Source organism: Roseovarius sp. MMSF_3359 (assembly GCF_030733385.1).
Lineage (GTDB): Bacteria > Pseudomonadota > Alphaproteobacteria > Rhodobacterales > Rhodobacteraceae > Roseovarius.
This window is the reverse complement of the sequence record NZ_JASHJC010000022.1, coordinates 1-21,623: the sequence shown is the minus strand read 5'-3', so window position 1 is coordinate 21,623 and position 21,623 is coordinate 1. Positions and strand designations below refer to the sequence as shown.

Here is a 21,623-nt window from a genome sequence, read left to right as displayed (position 1 = left end):
CTGCCAGATTGCCACATTTCTTAACACCAACGTCGCGTTTTTTCGCAATATCGCGCAAAATCCATCCGAAACTTGCGCCGCAGGCGATCTTCTTCGGCGAGAATGAACCGCTTTTCGATAATCCAGAAGAAGATCGGCACCAATGGCAGCGCCAGAACCGCGTCCCATCGCAGAATCAGACCGCCGAGAATCAGCGCGTCGCCCAGGTAGATCGGGTTGCGGGTCCGTTTGAAAATGCCGCCCGTGATGAGGCGGTCGGCCTCCCGGTGCGGGATGACGGTGGTCTTGTGGCGGCGAAACTCGGCAAAGGCCAAAGCCATCAGCACCAAGCCACCGCCGACGAGCAGCCCGCCCGCAAAATCCGCCCAGGCCCCGCCGAAACTCAACCCCAGCGGCCAGTATGCCGCCTGCACCCAGGCCAGCACCGCAATGCCCAGCAACCAGACCGGCGGTATGTCGATCCATTTCAGCATGTCGCCTCCTACCCTGCCGCTCCCCGCCGGAAAAGAGCGCGAGTTGCCGCAGCCCGAGCGGCCAAGGGGTTTCGTAGGCGCATCGGGATGCGGTGCCGAAGGTCTGCTCGGAGCCCGTAGCAGACGTAGCACCCAGCCCAGACTCAAGGTGCGCAGCACCGTCGGGCAGCGCCCGACCGCGGTCAGGCGATGCCCTCTGTTTCAATTGCGATAGAGGGACAGCTTCGTCCGCAATGCAGAAAAAGCGCAAGTGATGGCGAACTCATCCCGTAACCGGTCGGACGAACGCGTGCAGGTAGAGATGCCCGGCCCCAAGGCCTCTTGCCCCCTTCCCTGGTTCCTTTAGGGTGCCATTATGACACCTTCCGGCAAACATGCGCTCGTCACCGGCGGCGGCACCGGCATTGGGCTGGCGATTGCCCAGGCCATCGCGCAGGAAGGTGCAGAAGTTACCATCACCGGGCGGCGCGCGGGTGTTTTGGAGAGTGCTGCGACGCAAGGCCTCCACCCTGCTGTGATGGATGTCACCGACGAAGCGCAGGTGACCGCGACCATCGCCGATGCCGTCTGTCAGCGTGGCCCGATCCAGATCTGCATCGCCAATGCAGGGCTCGCCGAGGGCCGAGCCCTGCACAAGACGGAAATGGCGTTCTGGCGGCGGATGATGGCCACAAACCTCGATGGCGCGTTCCTCACGATCCGCGAAAGCCTGAAATCCATGCGCGACACGGATTGGGGCCGCGTGATCGCAATCTCCTCCATCGCCGGGCTCAAGGGGCTGAAGGGCGCGCCGGCTTACACCGCGTCGAAGCACGGGATGATTGGCCTGATCCGGGCGCTCAGCGAGGATTACCTCGGCACGCCATTCACCTTCAATGCCGTCTGCCCCGGCTATGTCGACACCGAGATTGTCACCCGCAACGTCACCTCGATCCAGGAGCGTGCGGGCATCAGTGCCGAAGAGGCCCGCGCCATCATGGTCGGGGCAAACAAGCACAAACGCCTCATCGCCCCGAGCGAAGTGGCGCAATCCGTGCTCTGGCTCTGCGGACCGGGATCCGAGAGTGTCAACGGACAGGCCATTGAAATCGCCGGAGGAAAATTCTGATCCGATGACACGGGACGAGTTCAACATCTTCTGCGGCAGCCTCAAGGCCACGACCCATGTGGTGCAATGGGGCAATGCGGATGTGTGGAAGGTCGGCGGCAAGGTGTTCGGCATCTGCGGCTGGAACGATGGCAAGGATGCGTTCACCTTCAAGGCGTCGGAGATTGCGTTCGAAGTGCTGGGCGATCAGCCGGGCATCCGGCCCGCGCCCTACCTGGCCTCGCGCGGGCTGAAATGGTTGCAGGTCTATGACACGCCGGGGCTCAGCGATGAAGAGCTGCGCGAACATTTGATTGCCTCCTACCACATGGCCGCTGCCAATCTCAGCAAGAAGAAGCGCGCCGAACTGGGTATACCAGAACCAAAATGAATGATTTCAAGCACCTGAAAGACAGGTTTCATCTACCCTCCGGCGTGACTTACCTTGATGGGAACTCGCTTGGCCCCCTGCCCAAATCGGCCGAGGCGCGGATGACCGGGGCGATGCGGGACGAATGGGGGGAGATGCTCATCACCGGCTGGAACCGGGCCGGTTGGATGGAGCAGCCACGGCAGCTCGGTGATCGGATTGCGCGGCTCATCGGGGCGGAACCCGGCCATGTGGTGTTGGGCGACACGCTCAGCATCAAGGTCTACCAGGCGCTGGCCGCCGCGTTGGCGCTGCGCCCGGACCGCAAAGTGATCCTGTCCGATAGTGGCAATTTCCCCACCGATCTCTACATGGCCGAGGGGCTTATCAAGACGCTCGATGCCGGTCATGAATTGCGGGTGGTGGCCCCTGATGCGGTTGAGGATCACATCACCGACGAGGTCGCCGTCCTGATGCTGACGGAGGTGGATTACCGCACCGGCCGCCTTCACAACATGGCGCAACTCACTCAAAAAGCGCATGAAAATGATTGCCTGACGATATGGGACCTGGCCCATAGCGCCGGGGCAATCCCGGTGGACCTGCAAGGCTGCAATGCAGATTTCGCCGTGGGCTGCACCTACAAGTATCTCAATGGCGGCCCCGGCGCGCCGGCCTTCATCTATGTCTCGCCACGTCACACGGAAACCGTTGACCCCATCCTTTCCGGCTGGCTTGGCCACGCGGCACCGTTTGCTTTTGATCCGGCTTACCGGCCGGGCGCGGGAATCGAACGGATGCGGGTCGGGACACCGCCAGTGCTTGCCATGGCAGCTCTTGACGCGGCGCTCGACATCTGGGACGCGGTCGATATGGCCGCTTTGCGCGCGCAGTCGATTGCGCTGAGCGAACGGTTCATCGCCCGTGTCGAACACGCCTGCCCGGCCTTGGACCTAGCCTCACCTCGCGATCCGGACCTGCGCGGCAGCCAGGTTTCATTCCACTTCGAGCATGGATATGCTGCGATGCAGGCGTGCATTGCCGAAGGGGTGATCGGCGATTTCCGCGCGCCGGACATCATGCGTTTCGGCATCACCCCGCTTTACCTCGACACGGCTGACATCGACCATGCAGCGGATGTATTGATCGGTGTAATCCGCGAAAAACGCTGGAAAAACCCGGAGTTTCAGATCCGGAGCCGCGTCACCTGACCTTGCCAGAACCGGACGCGATACGGAAAACCACAGTTTCGGAAACAATCGACAAAATTTTGCCTCATTGGCCACGTAATTGCGCCGCACCGGCGCGCTACGCTGACCGTGTAGACAATGGGGCCTTCGGGCACCTGACCTAGGAAAACGGGCAAACGAAGAGCAGGCGCATGTCGCGGCACATGCGAAACAGGAGAAGAAATACATGCCTACATATACGGTTGGCATCTATGACGTTGATCCGACGACGATCTTCACGACGGCGACCGGGTCGACCTTCAACTGGACTGGCCCTGCGGACCAGGACGGCACCGCGACGATCACCGACAATGAAGCCACGTTTCAGGGCTACACGCTCGACGATGACAACAACGGCGCGGAAACCGCCACCGCAGATGTCACGATCGGTGGCAACACCTCCACCGGATCGAACGTCGATGCCGAACAAAGCTGGACGATCCGCGATACGGTAACGGGCGAAACCTTCGACGTTTCGCAGTTCCAAGTCGAAAATGGCGCCGCAACAGGCTTCTACACCCTGTCCGAACGCCCCCTCATCCCCGGCCGAACCTATGAGGTCGTGGCCCACGACACCAACCCCGACGTCACCGCGGGCGATCCGGGCTTCAACATCTCGAACTATGTCGGCACGGACACGATCGTCAACGGTACCTCCGGCGATGACACGATTGACGGTAGCTATTCGGATTTCGACGATGACAGCGTCAATGGCGCCGGCAACAATGACAGTATTCAGGCGGGTGATGGCGACGACAGTGTCGTCAGTGGTGCGGGCAATGATACGATCGAAGGCGGCGGCGGTGCCGACACCCTCATCGGTGGCAGCGGTGCGGACACGATCTATGGCGGCGACAATGGGATTTCGGCGACCTCCGCCGAAATCCTGAACTGGGAAGCCGTCGACAATGACGAGGCCGATATATCGGGCGGGGTCACCCAGATCACCGGCGAAATCGAAGTTTCGGTCAGCTTCACCGATGACGGCAACAACAACGCGACCTTCACCGTCGAAAGCACAGACACGCAATACGAAGACACCGGCGAGCCGTTCAACACGACCTCGTCACTGGCGATGTTCGGCGATGGCGATGCGGATACCTCGACCACGACAATCGACTTCGCCGCCGCCCCCGGCAGCACCTATGCGGATGAGGTTGAAAATGTCAGCTTCCGCATCAACGACATCGACAGTTTTGCGGGCAATCACACCGATACGGTCACGGTCAACGCCTTTGACGCCGACGGCAATCCGGTCACGGTCACCATCACGCCCGAGGGGGACGATACGGTTGTCGGCAACACGATCACCGCGGGCGGTGCGCTGGATGATCCCGAGGATGCCAACGGCTCGGCCCTGATCGAAATTGCCGGACCGGTGTCGCAGATCCAGATCATCTATTCCAACGGTCAGGACGGCACCCACGGCATCAACATCACCGATGTCCATTTCGACGCGGTCCCCCCCGAGGATGGGGATGACAGCATCGAAGGGGGCGGCGGGGCTGACAACATATTTGGCGAAGCCGGCAATGACACGATTGACGGCGGCAATGGTGACGACACGGTCGATGGTGGCGACGGTGATGACCTCATCACCGACAGCGGCGGCGGCGGCAGCCAGGACAGCCTGTCGGGCGGGGTTGGCAATGACACGATCGACGGTGGCCTGGCCGATGACACGCTTGATGGCGGGGTCGGCGACGATAGCCTGATCGGCGGGCTTGGCTCGGACAGCATGACCGGCGGTACCGGGGACGATACGTTCCAGGTGGCGCAGGGCGATACCGCCGAGGGCGGCGATGGAGACGATTTTTTCACCCTGACCGACCTGGGTGAAGCCGGCAATGATGCGATCACGATTGTGGGTGGCGAGGGCGACGAGACCGACGGCGACACGCTGCAACTGACGTCGGACATTTCACTGGCCGATATCACCTTTACCAATACCGATGACGCGGCGGGCGGCCTGTCGGGCAATTTCACCATGGCCGATGGCACGGTGGTAACCTTCTCGGAGATCGAGAACATTATCTGCTTCACGCCGGGCGCGCGCATCCTTACGCCGCGTGGGTTGCGGGCGGTCGAAACCCTAAAGGCTGGTGACATGGTGGTCACCCGCGATCACGGGCCGCAGCCGATCCGCTGGCTTGGTCGCCGGACCGTGCCGGGGCTTGGCCGGTTCGCGCCAGTGACGCTGGATGCCGGGGCGCTCGATGGCCAGACGCGGCGGCTTACCGTTTCGCCTCAGCATCGGTTCCTGTTTACGGGCTACCGCGCCGAGCTGCTTTTTGGCACGTCGGAGGTGCTTGTGGCGGCCAAACACCTCGTCAATGATCTGAACATCCGTCAGGTCGATTGCGCCGCGGTCACGTATCTGCACATGATGTTCGACCAACACGAGGTGATCTACGCGGATGGCGCCGCGACCGAGAGCTTTCATGCGGGCGATATCGGCATCTCGGCGATTTCGGACCAGTCCCGCGAAGAGATGTTCGCGCTGTTTCCGGAATTGCGGTCCAACATTGGCGCCTATGGCGACACGGCGCGGACCTGCCTCAAGGCCCATGAAGCGCGACTTTTGATGCCCGAGGTGGCGCATCCGGCCGTTCGGTCGGCGGCCTAACCTTCGGGGGTTTCAGAAAATCCCGTTTTCCATCTGCACGGCGCGGACATAGGCGATGATGGCCCGAATATCGGCATCGGTCGCGCCCTCGACAGGCGGCATATCCCCAAACGGCCAATGATGGCTCCGCACGCCTTGGCGTGCCGCCCGCAGGAAGGCGCCGTCTCCATGGTGGCCGGGTTCATAGATGCGGTGAACAAGCGGCGGCCCGGCACCGTCGATCCCGCCGGCATTCGGTCCATGGCATGCAGCGCAAAGCCCGGCAAAAGCATTGGCGCCAAGCGCCGCTTCGCCCGTGAGCGCGGGCAGTGTCACGGCCACCATTTCCGCCCCGGTACCTGGTGTCTGGCCCCCCGCCCCGGTTTTTTCCCGAGGACCGACATAAACCCAGGCCCCAAGCCCAATTGCACCAATCAACGCCCCAATGAGCAGAGTTCGCATTGTATGTCCCCCAAAATGTCAGCTCACCGGCGTGTCTGCGCCGTCCAGCAGGGGGAAGGTCAAGCGGGTTTTCAGGCGGATTTCAGGATTGGTGCCGTGCGGCCCGCGGACCATGCCCGCGCCGCATCCCCGAAGGCGGAAAAAAGCGGCCGGCTGACCGGGTCATTCACCGCGTTGAACTCGGGATGCCATTGAACGGACAGGGCAAAGCCCTTGGCCCCTTCGATATAGATCGCCTCGGGCGTGCCATCATCGGCCCATCCATCAACGACGATGCGGTCGCCCGCCTCCTCGATCCCTTGCCCGTGCAGCGTGTTCGTCATCACCTCGGTCTGACCCATCAGCCGGTGAAACGGCCCGCCCGGGGTGAAACTAACCGTGTGGCGCAGGGCAAACTGCTCTTCGAGCGTCCCATCGGGGGGCATCCGGTGATTGTCCCGGCCCGGCAAGTCGCGGATTTCCGGGTGCAGCGTGCCGCCCATGGCCACGTTCACCTCCTGAAACCCGCGGCAGATGCCGAGGACCGGCTGCCCGCGCGTCACGCAGGCCCGCACCAATTCCAGGCAAAGCGCATCGCGCGCCCGGTCAAAGGCGCCATGCGCTTCAGTCTCTTCGTGACCATATTCTTCGGGGTGGACATTGGGCCGCCCGCCGGTGAGCAGGAAGCCATCACAGACCTCGAGCAGATCTTCGACCTGCGCCAGCGTCGGATCGGAAGGGACGATCAACGGCACGCAATCGGCCACATGGGCAATCGCCTGCGAATTCATCTCGCCATTGGCGTGAACCATATAGCGGTTTTCCAAATCGTATTTGTTACCGATAATGCCGACTACTGCGCGCGCCATCGTTTACCCCTGATCATTCTCCACCTACACGGTATATCTGGCAAATTGATAACAAAACATCAATCACCGCACAGGTTTCCGCGCGCCTGTGCACCGAGTGGTAACCAAAGCACCCCTAGGGTTGGCGCGTGGGCGGCGGCATGTGTCGCGCCGGGCGTTGCGCCCGCAGGCGTCCCTGCCCTGGCCACAAGCATCCCGGTCAGGCGGGTTGCCGTCGTCCACACCACCCGACCTTGCAGCCGCGCCGCATTCCGGTAAACCTGTGCCGACCCGGTGACAGGAGACCCGAGAAGATGCGCGATGCCAGCCCCCAGACCATCTATCTCAAGGATTACAACCCCTTCGGCTACGCGATCGACGAGGTCGAGCTGACCTTTCGCCTGCATCCAACGAAAACCCGTGTCCTCTCCCGCATCGCCTTCCGCCCCAACCCGGACGCCACCGATCGACGGTTTTTTCTGCACGGCGAAGAACTGACCCTGATCCGTGCCGCGATCGACGGTGCGGAGATCACGCCCGAGATCACCGAAGGCGGCCTGACCTGCCCCGCGCCAGATGCACCCTTCACCTGGGAGGCGGAGGTCGAGATTTCGCCCGCGACCAACACCGCGCTCGAAGGGCTCTACATGTCGAACGGCATGTATTGCACCCAATGCGAGGCCGAAGGGTTCCGCAAGATCACCTATTACCCGGACCGCCCCGACGTCATGGCGAAGTTCAGCGTGCGCATCGAAGGGGACGAAAAGATCCTGCTGTCAAACGGCAATCCCGGCGACGCAGGTGCAGGCTTTGCCGAATGGCATGATCCCTGGCCCAAGCCCGCCTATCTCTTCGCGCTGGTCGCGGGCGATCTGGTCAATCACCCGGATCGTTTCACCACGAAAGCGGGCCGCGATGTCGAATTGAACATCTGGGTCCGGCCCGGGGATGAGGGCAAATGCGCCTTCGGGATGCAGGCCCTGAAGGACAGCATGAAATGGGACGAAGAGGTTTATGGCCGCGAATACGACCTTGATATCTTCAACATCGTTGCGGTCGATGATTTCAACATGGGGGCAATGGAAAACAAGGGGTTGAACATCTTCAACTCGTCGGCTGTGCTGGCCTCGCCCGAGACCTCCACCGATATGAATTTCGAGCGGATCGAGGCGATCATCGCCCATGAATATTTCCACAACTGGACGGGCAACCGCATCACCTGCCGCGACTGGTTTCAGCTCTGCCTCAAGGAGGGGCTGACCGTCTTCCGCGACGCGCAATTTACGTCTGACATGCGCTCGGCGCCGGTCAAACGCATCTCGGACGTGATCGCACTGCGCGCGCGTCAGTTCCGCGAGGATAACGGCCCGCTCGCCCACCCCGTCCGGCCCGACAGCTTTGTCGAGATCAACAATTTCTACACCGCCACGGTCTACGAAAAAGGCGCCGAACTAATCGGGATGCTCAAGACGCTGGTGGGCGATGAGGCTTATTACAAGGCGCTCGACCTCTATTTCGAGCGGCATGACGGCGATGCTGCCACGATCGAAGACTGGCTGAAGGTCTTCGAGGATGCGACCGGCCGTGATCTCAGCCAATTCAAACGCTGGTATGAACAGGCTGGCACGCCGCGACTGATATGGAGTGATGATTGGGACGGAGCGAACGTATCGGTGACAATCAAACAATCAACACCACCAACACCTGGACAATCTGAGAAGGCGGCCTTGCACATACCAATTGCCCTGGGCGCACTGCATGATGATGGCACTGAAGCGGCGCCGACTCAAATCTTTGAAATGACTGAGCAAGAGCAAGTATTTGAGTTCGAGGTTTCCGAGCCGCCAAAAGAAGCATTGGCCAGTGGGATGCCACTCCCACCAATCGTTTCGTTCAATCGCGGTTTCTCTGCGCCGATTATTGCAACGAGATCAACATCATATGCCGGATATGAACTTGCGACGCTGTTAGCCCATGACACGGATCCCTTCAACAAATGGGAGGCCGGGCGCGATCTGGCGCGTGACGGGCTGATCGCGATGATCCGCGACGGGGCCGTACCTGATGGCGCCTATCTCGACGCGGTGCAGACCATGGCGCGGGATGACAGCCTCGATCCGGCCTTCCGCGCATTGGCCCTCGGCCTGCCCAGTCAGGACGATCTGGCGCAGACGCTCTTTGATGCCGGGCACACGCCCGATCCGCAGGCGATCTGGGAGGCGCTGGAAACCCTGCGCCAGGCCAAGGCCCAGGCGCTGCAGGACCTCGCGCCGCGGCTCTACGCGCAATACCAGGTGACCGAGCCCTACCGCCCCGACGCCGCGCAATCAGGCGCCCGGGCGCTGGCCAATGCGGCGCTCGGCATGATCACGCGCCTCGATGGCGGGGCGCAGGCGCAACGGCAATATGACAGCGCGGCCAACATGACGCAGCAACTGGCGGCCTGGTCCTGCCTGCTCCAGGCTGGCAAGGGTGAAGCCGCCACCGCCGCCTTCTACGATCAATGGCAGCATGACCGGCTGGTGATCGACAAGTGGTTCATGCTGCAGATCCTGCATGCCGATCCGGCCGAGGCCGCAGCCACCGCCGCGCGCCTGACCGAACATCCTGATTTCACGATGAAAAACCCCAACCGCTTCCGCGCGACCCTGGGCGGGCTGACGGCCTCGCCCGCGGGTTTCCATCACGCCAGCGGTAAGGGATATGCCCTGCTGGCGGATTGGTTGATCCAGCTTGATCCCCTGAACCCGCAGACCACCGCACGGATGTGTTCCGCCTTCGAGACCTGGCGGCGCTATGACGCGGATCGGCAGGCCCGGATCAAGGCGCAACTCGAACGTATCCTCGACACCCCGAACCTCAGCCGTGACACCACCGAAATGGTCACGCGCATCCTAGCGGCGTGACCCCCCGTCATTTGGCGATCAAAAGGTCACATGGCGGATTTCGGATAAGGCCCGAGGTGAAACCGCCAAGGACGTAGCGCGCGGCGTTGGACCTTGTATGTCCGCCAATCGCCAGCAGATCATGGTGTTTCGTGTCGAGAAACGCATGCAGCGCATCACTGGCCGACCCTTCGAAAAACTGCGGCGCGGGGGCGCTTTGGGGCAACGGGAACATGGCTTTCCACGTCTCGTAATCACGCCGCGCCTCCTGCCCGAAGGAAACTTCATGGGCATGAAAAAGGCTGAGTTTCCCCTTTGGCGCAACCGTCGGGATGCTGTGGAGGGCTGCGGCGCATATCTTCGAAAGATCGACCCCGGCCAAAACGCCCGCATAGGGCTCGGCCCCCTCCCCGGCCACCAGGAGAACCGGAATGCGGCTGGCGCGGATCAGGTGCTCCATCGTCGTTTCCCTGACCTGGTCGAGAAACCGCCGCCGGCGGTGCAGGCCAACGACCAAGAGTTCGGCCTCGGAGGTGTCGATGGCCTCGTTGATGACCTCAACGGCGTCGCCGGTCACCACCGTGACTTCCGACGTGACCGACCGGTCACCGATGTCCGCCGCCACCTGTTCGGAAAGGATCGTTTTGGCGCCGACCTCAACCTGCTGCGCCAGGGTGTCGGGGATGGCCGCGTCCACCACGTGCAACACGGTAAGACGAGCATCTGCATCCGCGGCAAGGTTGACCGCCCGGCGCACCGCCGACCGTGATCTTTCCGACAAGTCGCTGGCGACCAGAATGCTCTTCATTGATCCAAATTCTCCCGCATAAAGTGTTTTTTGACCTGTCTTTCATCTATGCAATCTCAGGCGGGTCACAAGATCACGACCGATTGCGGCCATCGTTTTTTACGCGATGGTTACAGATATGCGGGTCCTGAAATGCAAGTCACCGGACGGCTCAGAACTGCGCGGACAGCCCGAAATCCGGGGTCACTCAAGTGTCGCGCTTGCGACCTCGATGGGCCGTGTTCTCGGCCGGACGGCGTTCATCGGTTTGCAATAGGTCTGCTTGCGGGTCCATTGCATCATGTCGTTGCGTTTCTTGCGGTTGTGGAACGGGCCCCAATCGGCGGCCACACCGCGCATGCCCTGTGACACGACACCGTCGCGGGGTACCGTCACCGCCATGATGCGGATCGCGCAGGACAGGTTTGCCGCGCCTTTCTTCAGCGCCTCGCCCGAGCGCGCCCGGCAGTTGTAACCGCGTGCCGTCCCCGGCGAGATCTGCACCAGGCCGAACCATTTGCCGCCGCCGCCCACCGCACGGGGCCTGAAGGTGCTTTCGTGCTTGGCCAGCGCCGACAGAAGCCCAACCCAGAAGGCACGGCGTTGCGCCTCGTCCGCCCCGGCATAGGCCGGACACCAGGCTTCGATGTCACGCGGGACCGTTTGCGGCAGCCGGGCGCCGTGTTCCTTGAGCGCCGACAGCGCGGCGCGGGTCCAAAGCTGCGCCTCGGGACGGTTTTCCCACCTTGTGCGCGGTAAATTGCCCGTCCTCTCGGGTGGTTTGGGCTTTGACATGGCAAATTCGGTGGCGCCGGTTTCGACGGCAAGCGCGAATCCCGGCCAGAAAGCCAGCAAAACAAGGGCAGCGACACGTTTCATCCCCGCATTCTGGCTGGTTTGTGCGCGCAAGGCAACGCCCCTGCCCGGCCCGCGAATTTCCCCGCCAAGACCAAAGGCTTGTCATGTTTTGGCCCACAAACGCGGGCATTGTGCAACAAGGTTAACGAGTTGGAGCCTCCATGAAGACCCCGTTCGACACCGGCAAGTCGCTTGCTGGCTCTGTGTTCAAGTCCCTCAAGACGGCGCTGCCCGACAGCGTTGGCGGCCTCAATCCCCGCAAGAAGCCGCAAATCGACATCGAACTTCTTGCCAAACATGTCATTTTGCCGTCGCTTCCGGTCACCGACGAAGAGATGGCCCGTGCCGCCCATCAGGATCGGGGTCAGAAACTGGCCCGGCAGGAAAACTGGGAGGAACTGTCGGATCAGATCCAATATGCGGAAGATTGCCGGTTGAGCACCCCGGGGGGCGAATCCGCCGCGATGCTGCTCGCTTTCGGGGCGCGCAGCGATGTGGTCGCGGTGACCGAGGACGCGCTTTACGACGAGGCGGACCCCAGCATGGAAGGCATCAATGCGCTCGAAGAGATGCTGGCGGAGAATTACGGCGACTACGCCTGCGCCCTGGTCACGGCGCTCGCGCATATCGACATCGGCTGGGCCTGGCGCAACACGGCGCCGGAAGAGGATGGCAGCGGTCATCTTCTCAAGTTCAAAGAGCATTTCAAACGCGCCGAAGATATCCTTGGCACCTTTGACGGGGTCGAGCTTGACGCCCCGTCTCTGGCCGCGGCGCAATGCGCCCTGCTGGCATCGCGCCGTCAGCCTGGCAACCGGGTTGCCGATGATTACGAGACCCTGATCGACCTCGACCCCGATTGCCCCCGCCACATGCGCGCATTGGGGCAGCACCTGTTGCCGGCCTATTACGGCGATCACAAACGCCTGGAGCTGGAGGCGCGGCGCACGGCGGCCCGCACCGGGGATATCTGGGGAGCCGGGGCATATACATGGGTCTATTTCGATGCGCTGGCGCTTGATACCGGTGCGATTGACCTGCTCGATTGCGATTTCTTCATCGAAGGCATGAAAGACATCCTGATGCGGCGCTCCGATCAGCACGTGACCAACCTTCTGGCATCATTCTGTGCGATCACCATGAGCCCCGAGGCGAAGGGCGCGAAGGACCTGTCCGCCTCCGCCCGCACCACGCGGCAACAGCTGCACCAGTTTCTTGACTACATCTTGACCTGCCATCTGCAGGAGTTGCATCCGCTGATCTGGTCGCAGACGCTCCTCAGCCCCGGCCTGACGCCACCCCTGCCCTCGCGTCGCGCTCTTGTCGCCAAGGGACGTCAAACCGCGCTCAGGGTCATCGCCGAACGTTTTGCCGACGACATTGCCAACGGGTACTCCATCGCGTTTTCCACGGCGGGGATGTACCGGCTGCCATCGCTGTGATCCAATCGGTCACGGGGTGTCCGCCTGCACCGCAATTTCAGCCTCGAGCCCATCAAGAAACGCGCACATCACCTTGTGACGTTCAGCCGCCAGCGCCCGACCCGTTGCCGTCTGAAATGACGTCGAAAGCCGCAACAGCTTCGTCCTGAAATGGTCAATGGCAAATCGCCGGTCATCGAGCGTCCTGTTTTCCGCCCTCGGGTCGTCCGGGTCATAGAGACCCGTGCCAAGCCGCCCGGCCACGTAGAAGCATCGCGCGATGCCGATATGGCCAATTGCGTCGAGACGGTCCGCATCCTGAAGGATCATCGCCTCGACGGTCTGCGGCATGATGTCGGCGGAAAAGCTATGTGCTTCAATAGCATGGTACACGCTCCTGATCCTGTCCTCCGGCCACCCAAGCGTCCGCAACGCATCACTCGCCTTTTGCGCCGCAAGAGCGGATGCCGACGATCGTTGAGGAGTGTTTTTGGAAACAGCCACGCAATCGTGCAGGATCGTGGCAGCCACGAGGATCTCCTGATCCCCGCCTTCCGCCCGGGAAATCCGCTGCACGTTGCGCCAGACCCTCAGGATGTGGCCAAGATCATGAGAACCATCCTCCGCGGCCTCCGCTATGACCGGGAGCAAATCGCCCGCGATCCGTTCATGTGGCGCGAAACAGGTGGGATCAATCATACCGTCATGCCGCCGCAATTTGGCGCGCATCGATCACGGCAAGTCATCGGTATGGGCCGTGCCCCAATCATGCAGGGCGTTCATGACCGGCGCCAATGCCCTGCCCTTGTCGGTCAGGCGATATTCCGAACGCGGCGGGTTGGTGGAGTATTGATGGCGCACAAGTATGCCGCCTGATTCGAGGCGTTTCAAACGGCCCGACAGCGTATTGGGCGACACATTCAGCACATCCTGCAGGTCCTGAAAACGCCGCGCACCTTCGAGGAAAAACTCCCGCAGGATAAGGATAGACCATTGATCTCCAATGAAATTTGTTGCCCGCAAAATGGGGCAGTTATCGCGACTACGCTTTGCCATGGAGGACAATATAGCGCGTTTGTTCAAAATGTGAATTGACTATAATTATAGTAGTTACTAGCTAAAACGTATCGAATAAGGAGTTCGCTATGCTTGACGTTTTCTTTCTTGGGTATGTCCATTTCTTCGCTGTGCTCTTGCCGGCGCTGGCGGTTGCACTCGTGACCATGGGCGCCACGCAGGCCAGCCTATCCCCGACCGAGACGCGGGTGGCCGTTCTTGTACCGGCGATCCTGCTCGGGGCGTGGTATGCGATCGCCAACCACATGTCGCAGACCAATGTCTTCAATGTCCCGGCAACGCTGGCTGAACCGCCCATCGTGTTGGCGTTCCTTTTTGGCGGGGCGTTCACACTCTGGGCCCTGGCAAGACTAACGGCGATCGGACGGGCCGTGACCGACCGGTTGGATCTCGGCCTGCTTGCGGCGTTCCAGATCCCCCGCGTCATGGGGGCGCTTTTCCTGCTGGGATGGGCCGCGGGCGTGATCCCCTGGCAATTTGCCCTGCTTGCGGGACTGGGCGATATCTGGGCGGGTATCGCAGGGTATCAGGCGTGGCAGGCTGTGCGCCGAAACGCGCCCGATGCGCGGCGCAAACTGGTCCAGGCCAATGTGATCGGCATCGGCGATTTTGTCGTGGCCGTTTTCATGGGCATCACCACCTCGGAAGGCTTCGCGCATCTTTGGGCGCATGAGGCACCCAACATCATCAACCTGCATCCCCTTGCCCTGTTTCCCGGCTTCTTCGTACCAATATTCCTGGCTTTCCACCTGATCTTGATCAGCAGGCTCCGCCACTCCTCCGCAATACCGGCGGCGGCCTGATGACGCGGCAGGCCGGGGCAATCCTGGCCTGCCTGCGCCCCCAAAAACCAAACGCGCGCGTCGATCAAGGACGCGCGCGTTCGCAGTTTCAGGGGTGCGCTAGGAAGGCGCCGTGATCTTCAGAAGATGAAGTCGCTGGCATCCAGATCGCTCAGCTTCACGAATGACAGGAAGATCATGTCACCACCGCCAGTATCAATGATGGTGTGCTTGTTATGCTGATGCGCCGCGTCGCGGACATCCTGGAAGTTGTCAAATCGGCTATGCGCGCTGAGGTCGATCTTTTCGCTCGAATTGCGGGCGTTGAAATCCCGGATCGAATCGATCCCGTTGTTATCGTCGAAGACGAAGATATCCGCATGGCTGCCACCATGCATCCAGTCGTCACCGGCGCCACCATCAAGGGTATCTTCGCCCCATTCACCGCGCAGAACGTCGTTTTGGTCACCACCGTCGAGCTTGTCGAAGCCACGGCCGCCTTTCAGCAGGTCTTTGCCGTCTCCGCCACGCAGATCGTCGGCACCGTTCTGACCATAGAGCTTGTCGCGATCGTCACCGCCTTCGATACGGTCATCGCCATTACCGCCATAGAGCCGATCGAAACCGGATCGCCCGATCATCGTGTCCTCGCCCTCGGTGCCACGGATCGTGTCGCCGGAACTTGTGCCGACCAGGCGCTGCCCGCCATCATCGGGGTCCGGTGCCGGAGGGGCCGGCGGTGTCGGAGGCGCAGGCGGTGCCGGAGGTGTCGGCGGCTGCGGATCCGGATTGTGGTCATGATCGTGATCGTGGTCATGATCATGGTCGTGGTCATTGCCACCGGTATTGTCATTATCGCCATTGTCCGGCGGCGGCGCAGGCGCGTCGTCCTGAACGCCGTAAATCTGTTGAATGCCCGCGATATCATCCGCCTGAAGGCCGATCTTGCGCACCGTCGCTGTCATGATCGAATTGCCGCTCACATGGCCCAGGCCAAGCGAGTGACCAAGCTCGTGCAGCACGACGGCTTCGAAAAGCGCCTGGTCGTTGTTGAACCTATCCAGCGTGTCGAGCAACACGTCACCGGCGATCGCCGATCCATATGACGACGGGTAGAAGGCATAGCCCGCGGTGCTGCCCGGAATTTCGCCGAAAAAGATGCGGATATCGGCGTCCTTGCCGACCCCTGCAGCGCCACCGCCATCGGCAACCTGCTTGAATTCGATGTCCCCGTATTTCGACCACTGCGCGAATGCGCCGGCGATGACCTGGGTGAAGTTATAGTCGAGAAATGAGCTCCCCGAGACCGACGTTTTTGTGCTTACGCCAAAGCGCGAAATGTCTACTCCAGCGCCTACGATACTCCAGGTGACTGTGCCTCCTGCGGTACCAAGTGTGCTGCTCCCCCATTTCGTTCCTACTACATTTGCCAATTCTGACACCTCAATGCTTCTTGTCGTTCATCCCAAGAACAGTGCTAAACACGTCACAACACGTCACTCAACAACCTTCGCATCGTCTCCTTCGGCGCCTGCGGGAATCCGCCAGCGAAGACCGATCTATTAACCAAAAAGGGCGGAAATATGCTCGAATCGCCACGGCTTGGCCGTAATTTGCGCAAGTTTCGATTTTGGAAAGTGACGGGTCCGCTGCCGTCGGGGCAGCGGTTCGCTTCAAAATCGGTCAAAAACCGGTGATTCTCGTGAATCTTTCGAGGCTGTTCTTGCAGTTATGGGCAAGGCAACGGGCGATCTATTCCCGACCGGAAACAGGCTGTTTCCTGCTAAGGATGTTCAGAACAGGAATTCATCCGCTCCCAGGGCATTCAAACCGATCCCGAAGACGAGGATCGAGTCGCCCCCGCCAGTATCAATCCGCACACCGTTGAGCGTGTTGGTCGCCGCCGCCCGGACATCCGCCAGGCTGTTAAGCGCGCTCACACCGCTCAGGTCGATGAATTCGTTCCTGCTGGCCACGTTGAAGCCGCGTATGGTGTCATCGCCATGACCGTCGGCGAAGACAAACCGGTCGCCGCCAAGGCCACCGTTCAACCAGTCATTGCCACTCCCGCCGTCGATGATGTCGGCGCCGATGCCACCGGCGAGCACATCATTACCGGCATCCCCTTCAAGCGTGTCATTCGCATCACCGCCACGCAGGGTGTCATTGTCATTTCCACCCTGCAGCAGGTCCGCCCCCGAATGCCCGACAAGAAAGTCATTGCCGTCATCGCCGATCAGGACGTCAAAACCCGCATTGCCCTTCAACACATCGTTGCCGCCACGCCCCTCGAGGGTATCCGCGCCGCCACCGCCGGCAATGAAGTTGTTGTCGTTGTCCCCAAGAATGGTATCGCCATGCAGGCTGCCGAAAATCCGCTCGATGCTGATCAACGTGTCGCCCAGGGCGTCACCCGCGGTGCCCGACGCCGCCAGCAGGTCGAGAACGATCGCACTGGCGGAATCGCCGTAATCCGCCACGTCGTTGCCCCAGCCGCCGTTCATCACATCGGCCCCGGCGCCACCACCAAGCGTATCGCTGCCATTGCCGCCGTTCAGTTCGTCGGCGCCATCCTTGCCCCTGAGCCGATCGGCCCCGGATCCGCCGTTGATGGTCTCATCCCCATCGGCGCCGATGATTACATTGTTGCGGGCGTTGCCCTGAACGGTCAGGTCGTCAAGACCTTCGAGAATGTTGAACCGACCGCCGCCTCTGACGTTCAAGACCGGGTCGGCACCGTCCTGCACCCCGTAGATCTGCTGAATGCCGTCGATATCGTCGGCTTGCAGGGTCGCCAGGGAAATCTGCGGCGTCATGACCGAGCCGCCGAACACATGCCCAAGGCCAAGCGCGTGGCCGATCTCGTGGATGATGAGACCGCGAAACTGTGTCTGGTTGGTGTTGAACGAGCTCAGGCTGTCGATCAGGATATCGCCGGCAATGGCGCTGGTGTGGCGCGTCGGGAAATAGGCCCATCCAATGGTCGAGCCGGGGATCGACCCGAAAAAGATACGAATGTCCGCGATGAAATTGGCACCGGCCGCGCCGCCCCTGTCCTCGACCTGGACAAATTCGATATCACCATAGGTCGACCATTCCGCGAACGCATCGCTGACCACCTGTCGGAAATCGAAATTCAGAAAGCTCTCGGGGTTGACGGATCGCCCCGCGACCCCGAAGCGGCCAATGCCTTCGCCACCACCTGCCAGGCTCCACGTAATCACGCCGCCGGGATTACCATTGCCGTTTGCACCCCACTTGGTCCCCACCAGGTTCGGCATCTCTTTTCTCCGTCATCAGCGTCGGCCCGGTCAAAAAGCACCGTCAAAGCCGACCCGCCGGCGGATTTGCGAAAATCCACGCTTAGTCCCCGACGGTCCCCAAGAATAAGAGCACCGCGTCGCAGAGCAAAGGAAGGAAAGCAAGCGAAACTCCCCTCCGCCTGCTTTTCCGCGAAATCCCGCCGAAACGCTCTACCAAAAGTAGAGTGACGGGGTTTGATCCCTAGAAAAGGAAGTCGTCAGCACCCAGCATGTTCAGCCGAACATTGCTGATCAGGATCGAGTCGCCCCCGCCAGTGTCGATCAGAAGACCATTCGCCGTGTCTGTGGCCGCTGCCTGCACATCAGCAAAGTCGTCCAGCGCGGTCACACCGCTCAGGTCGATAAATTCCCAACGGCTCCGGACGTTGAAATCGCCGACGGTATCGCTGCCGTGACCATCCGCGAAGACAAAGACATCGTTATTCTGGTTGCCCTTCAGGTCATCGTTTCCGGCACCGCCGTTGATCACGTCATTGTTGAAGCCACCGCGCAGGAAATCATCCCCGTCGCCACCTTCCAACGTGTCATTGCCGCGTGATCCGATCAGGACGTCATTATCGTCGCCCCCCTGCAGAAGGTCACTGCCACCCTCGCCATGCAAGGTGTCATCGCCCGTCCCACCGATCAGCGTGTCATTTCCGAAGAAACCGCTAATGAAGTCATTGCCACCGCGCCCGTCGACAAGATCCCAGCCATTCAGGCTGACGATACGGTTGTCGTTATTGTCCGCCATGATCGTATCGCCACGGCGCGAGCCGATGATCTTTTCGATGCTAATGAGGACATCGCCATTGGCATCGCCACCTGTCCCCGTGGGTTGCAGCATGTCGAGGACAATGCCGGTGGTCGAATGGCGGTAATCCGCGGTGTCGAACCCGTCGCCACCATCGAGCCTGTCCGCACCTGCCCGTCCGATCAGGAAATCGTGCCCGGTACCACCGCGCAGATCGTCCGCACCCCAGCCACCGATCAGCCGGTCATTATTGGCACCGCCATCCAGCGTATCGTTGCCGCCGGTCCCGACGATGATGTTTTTCTGGCCGTTGCCCTGCACGATGAAGTCGTTGTTCTTGGCCGCCAGCCGATAGACGCCAAAACCCTTGATCGTGAAAGATGGCGCGATATCGGGATCACCGTAAAGCTGGCGAATGCCGTCGCGGTCGTCACGCTGCAGGCGGGTTATGTTCGGGTTCAAGACCGGCGTCAGGATTGAATCCCGCTCCACATGGTCCAGGCCCAGGGCATGACCGATTTCGTGCAGCACCAGCGCACGGAATATCTCGCGGTTGGTGTTATAGATGTTGCGCACATCCAGGAGGATGTCACCGCCGAAATCGGTATTGCTCGGGAACGCGCCCAGTCCGAGCGTCCGCCCGGGCAGATGGCCGAAGAACAGCCTGATGTCGCCATCATCATTGCCGCCCGCGGGACCACCGCCATCGGGAACCTGCTGGAACTTGATATTGCCGAATCTCGCCCATTGGGCGAAGGCATTCTCGATTTCCTGCGTGAAATTGAAATTCATGAAGCTGCTGCCGTTCACCGACCGCGTGAAAATGCCGAAATTCAGCAGCGATTCAAACGCACCTGCAATACTCCACGTCACTGTTCCCCCGGAGGTTCCGATTGTCGGATTCCCCCATTTCGTTCCAAAAAGATTAGGCAACTCAAACTCTCCGATTCTTCCCATGGTTTAGTAAGACGGGAGCCGCACCCGATACCAGCAGAAACAGCAGCTATGTTACGGAAACAATAGGTTTCCACCCTCTTGCCCGCGGCGGGGGGCTGGCATAGAACCGCGACAGGAAAACGAAAAGGCCGAAACCATGCTTGACCTGACCTATGAGAGCCCGAAACCCAAGGTGATTGCCGGCGCGAAGCACGATTGGGAACTCGTGATCGGCATGGAAGTGCACGCGCAGGTCTCGTCGAATGCCAAGCTCTTTTCCGGCGCTTCGACCCGTTTCGGCGCCGAGCCGAACGCGAACGTGGCCTTTGTCGATGCGGCCATGCCCGGCATGCTGCCGGTCATCAATGAGTTTTGCGTGGAACAGGCCGTGCGCACCGGTCTGGGCCTCAAGGCAGAGATCAACCTGAAATCGGCCTTTGACCGCAAAAACTACTTCTATCCCGACCTGCCGCAGGGTTACCAGATTTCACAGCTTTACGAGCCGCTGGTGGGTGAAGGCGAAATCCTTGTCGATATGGAGCCGGGCATCGCCCGCTTGGTCCGGGTCGAACGCATTCATATGGAGCAGGACGCCGGCAAGTCGATCCACGACATGGACCCCAACATGTCCTTCGTGGACTTGAACCGTACCGGTGTGGCGCTGATGGAAATCGTCTCGCGCCCCGATATCCGCGGCCCCGAGGAAGCTGCCGCATACGTGACCAAGCTGCGCCAGATTTTGCGCTATCTTGGCACCTGTGATGGCAACATGCAGAACGGCAACCTGCGGGCCGATGTGAATGTCAGCATCTGCCTGCCCGGCGCTTACGAGAAATACCGTGAAACCGGCGATTTCAGCCATCTCGGCACCCGCTGCGAGATCAAGAACATGAACTCCATGCGCTTCATTCAGGCGGCCATCGACTACGAGGCGCGCCGCCAGATCGCGATTGTCGAGGCGGGCGGCGAGGTCACGCAGGAAACCCGGCTCTACGATCCGGACAAGAACGAGACCCGTTCGATGCGCTCCAAGGAAGAGGCGCATGATTACCGTTACTTCCCCGACCCCGACCTGCTGCCTCTGGAGATTGAGCAGGCTTGGGTGGATGACATTGCCGCGTCACTGCCCGAACTGCCGGACGAGAAAAAGGCCCGGTTCATGGGTGAATTCGGTCTGTCTGAATATGACGCCAACGTGCTGACCGCCGATGTGGCCAATGCGGCCTATTTCGAAGAGGCCGCCGGGGGGCGCGATGGCAAGCTCACCGCCAACTGGGTCATCAACGAGCTGTTTGGCCGGTTGAAAAAGGACGATCACGATATTGCTGAAAGCCCGGTCAGCCCCGCGCAACTGGGCGGGATCATCGACCTCATCGCCTCTGACGCCATCTCGGGCAAGATCGCCAAGGATCTGTTTGAAATCGTCTATACCGAAGGCGGTGACCCAGCGCAGATTGTCGAAGAACGTGGCATGAAACAGGTCACCGATACCGACGCGATCGAAGCAGCGGTGGACCAGATCATCGCCGATAACCCCGCCCAAGTCGAAAAAGCCAAGCAGAACCCGAAACTGGCGGGCTGGTTCGTTGGTCAGGTGATGAAAGCCACCGGTGGCAAGGCCAACCCCAAGGCGGTCAACCAGATCGTCAGCGCCAAGCTGGGGTTGTAATCGCGCATCCGCATTGCGGACGAAGCTGCCGTTCGACTTTCACCTCCCGCGCGGAATCAAGGCCGTAGGCCGCCGCGCGATCGCCAGACCGCCCGCAAG

At 61.0% G+C, this 21,623-nt stretch carries 18 protein-coding genes; 8 read left to right on the top strand and 10 right to left on the bottom strand.

The features are described 5' to 3' along the window. Positions 1–20 precede the first annotated feature (20 nt). Complete coding sequence (locus RBB29_RS20885; protein ID WP_306115300.1) at positions 21–473, bottom strand: isoprenylcysteine carboxylmethyltransferase family protein; 453 nt, start codon at positions 471–473, stop codon at positions 21–23. A 355-nt stretch (positions 474–828) separates the two neighbouring features. Here RBB29_RS20885 and RBB29_RS20880 point away from each other — a divergent pair, with 355 nt between their 5' ends. From RBB29_RS20880 to RBB29_RS20865, 4 genes are all read left to right on the top strand, one after another. After that, positions 829–1,581: an SDR family NAD(P)-dependent oxidoreductase gene (locus RBB29_RS20880; protein ID WP_306115301.1), complete on the top strand. Its 753-nt coding sequence runs from the start codon at positions 829–831 to the stop codon at positions 1,579–1,581. A 4-nt stretch (positions 1,582–1,585) separates the two neighbouring features. Continuing rightward, positions 1,586–1,951, top strand: a complete 366-nt coding sequence (locus RBB29_RS20875) for an MmcQ/YjbR family DNA-binding protein (RefSeq protein WP_306115302.1) — start codon at positions 1,586–1,588, stop codon at positions 1,949–1,951. Further along, a complete protein-coding gene (kynU, locus tag RBB29_RS20870) occupies positions 1,948–3,141 on the top strand; it encodes a kynureninase (protein ID WP_306115303.1) in 1,194 nt (397 codons plus the stop codon). The genes RBB29_RS20875 and kynU overlap by 4 nt, the downstream gene beginning before the upstream one ends. A 205-nt stretch (positions 3,142–3,346) precedes the next feature. Continuing rightward, the gene (locus tag RBB29_RS20865; protein ID WP_306115304.1) at positions 3,347–5,785 is read left to right on the top strand and encodes a Hint domain-containing protein; all 2,439 of its coding nucleotides are present in this window, start codon (positions 3,347–3,349) and stop codon (positions 5,783–5,785) included. Positions 5,786–5,797: 12 nt separating this feature from the next. Here the strand turns inward: RBB29_RS20865 and RBB29_RS20860 are convergent, their stop codons facing one another. Beyond that, positions 5,798–6,226: a cytochrome c gene (locus RBB29_RS20860; RefSeq protein ID WP_306115305.1), complete on the bottom strand. Its 429-nt coding sequence runs from the start codon at positions 6,224–6,226 to the stop codon at positions 5,798–5,800. Between the two features lie 71 nt (positions 6,227–6,297). After that, a complete protein-coding gene (locus RBB29_RS20855; RefSeq protein WP_306115306.1) occupies positions 6,298–7,074 on the bottom strand; it encodes a gamma-glutamyl-gamma-aminobutyrate hydrolase family protein in 777 nt (258 codons plus the stop codon). 293 nt (positions 7,075–7,367) lie between these two features. On the opposite strand from RBB29_RS20855, the gene pepN reads away from it, so the two are divergent. After that, positions 7,368–9,959 (top strand): aminopeptidase N, encoded by a 2,592-nt coding sequence (gene pepN / locus RBB29_RS20850; RefSeq protein ID WP_306115307.1) that lies wholly within the window; start codon positions 7,368–7,370, stop codon positions 9,957–9,959. Between the two features lie 7 nt (positions 9,960–9,966). Here the strand turns inward: pepN and RBB29_RS20845 are convergent, their stop codons facing one another. Further along, positions 9,967–10,746, bottom strand: a complete 780-nt coding sequence (locus RBB29_RS20845; RefSeq protein ID WP_306115308.1) for a universal stress protein — start codon at positions 10,744–10,746, stop codon at positions 9,967–9,969. Between the two features lie 183 nt (positions 10,747–10,929). Continuing rightward, the gene (locus RBB29_RS20840) at positions 10,930–11,634 is read right to left on the bottom strand and encodes a transglycosylase SLT domain-containing protein (RefSeq protein WP_306115309.1); all 705 of its coding nucleotides are present in this window, start codon (positions 11,632–11,634) and stop codon (positions 10,930–10,932) included. A gap of 110 nt (positions 11,635–11,744) precedes the next feature. On the opposite strand from RBB29_RS20840, the gene RBB29_RS20835 reads away from it, so the two are divergent. Continuing rightward, positions 11,745–13,025, top strand: a complete 1,281-nt coding sequence (locus RBB29_RS20835) for a hypothetical protein (protein ID WP_306115310.1) — start codon at positions 11,745–11,747, stop codon at positions 13,023–13,025. A gap of 9 nt (positions 13,026–13,034) precedes the next feature. Here the strand turns inward: RBB29_RS20835 and RBB29_RS20830 are convergent, their stop codons facing one another. Together RBB29_RS20830 and RBB29_RS20825 are read right to left on the bottom strand one after the other, a co-directional pair. Continuing rightward, positions 13,035–13,703, bottom strand: a complete 669-nt coding sequence (locus RBB29_RS20830; protein WP_306121215.1) for an HD domain-containing protein — start codon at positions 13,701–13,703, stop codon at positions 13,035–13,037. Positions 13,704–13,736: 33 nt separating this feature from the next. Further along, positions 13,737–14,060 (bottom strand): helix-turn-helix domain-containing protein, encoded by a 324-nt coding sequence (locus RBB29_RS20825; protein ID WP_306115312.1) that lies wholly within the window; start codon positions 14,058–14,060, stop codon positions 13,737–13,739. Positions 14,061–14,149: 89 nt separating this feature from the next. Here RBB29_RS20825 and RBB29_RS20820 point away from each other — a divergent pair, with 89 nt between their 5' ends. Further along, positions 14,150–14,884 carry a hypothetical protein gene (locus tag RBB29_RS20820; RefSeq protein WP_306115313.1) on the top strand — a complete coding sequence of 245 codons (735 nt, stop codon included), beginning with the start codon at positions 14,150–14,152 and terminating at the stop codon, positions 14,882–14,884. 119 nt (positions 14,885–15,003) lie between these two features. Here RBB29_RS20820 and RBB29_RS20815 read toward each other — a convergent pair whose 3' ends face one another. The 3 genes from RBB29_RS20815 to RBB29_RS20805 form a co-directional block, all read right to left on the bottom strand. Next, complete coding sequence (locus RBB29_RS20815) at positions 15,004–16,296, bottom strand: matrixin family metalloprotease (protein ID WP_306115314.1); 1,293 nt, start codon at positions 16,294–16,296, stop codon at positions 15,004–15,006. A 360-nt stretch (positions 16,297–16,656) separates the two neighbouring features. Next, positions 16,657–18,144: a matrixin family metalloprotease gene (locus tag RBB29_RS20810; protein ID WP_306115315.1), complete on the bottom strand. Its 1,488-nt coding sequence runs from the start codon at positions 18,142–18,144 to the stop codon at positions 16,657–16,659. Positions 18,145–18,367: 223 nt separating this feature from the next. Continuing rightward, positions 18,368–19,792: a matrixin family metalloprotease gene (locus RBB29_RS20805; protein WP_306115316.1), complete on the bottom strand. Its 1,425-nt coding sequence runs from the start codon at positions 19,790–19,792 to the stop codon at positions 18,368–18,370. A 220-nt stretch (positions 19,793–20,012) separates the two neighbouring features. On the opposite strand from RBB29_RS20805, the gene gatB reads away from it, so the two are divergent. Then, entirely contained in the window at positions 20,013–21,524 is a 1,512-nt protein-coding gene (gatB, locus tag RBB29_RS20800; protein WP_306115317.1) for an Asp-tRNA(Asn)/Glu-tRNA(Gln) amidotransferase subunit GatB, read from the top strand. The last annotated feature ends 99 nt before the right edge of the window (positions 21,525–21,623 follow it).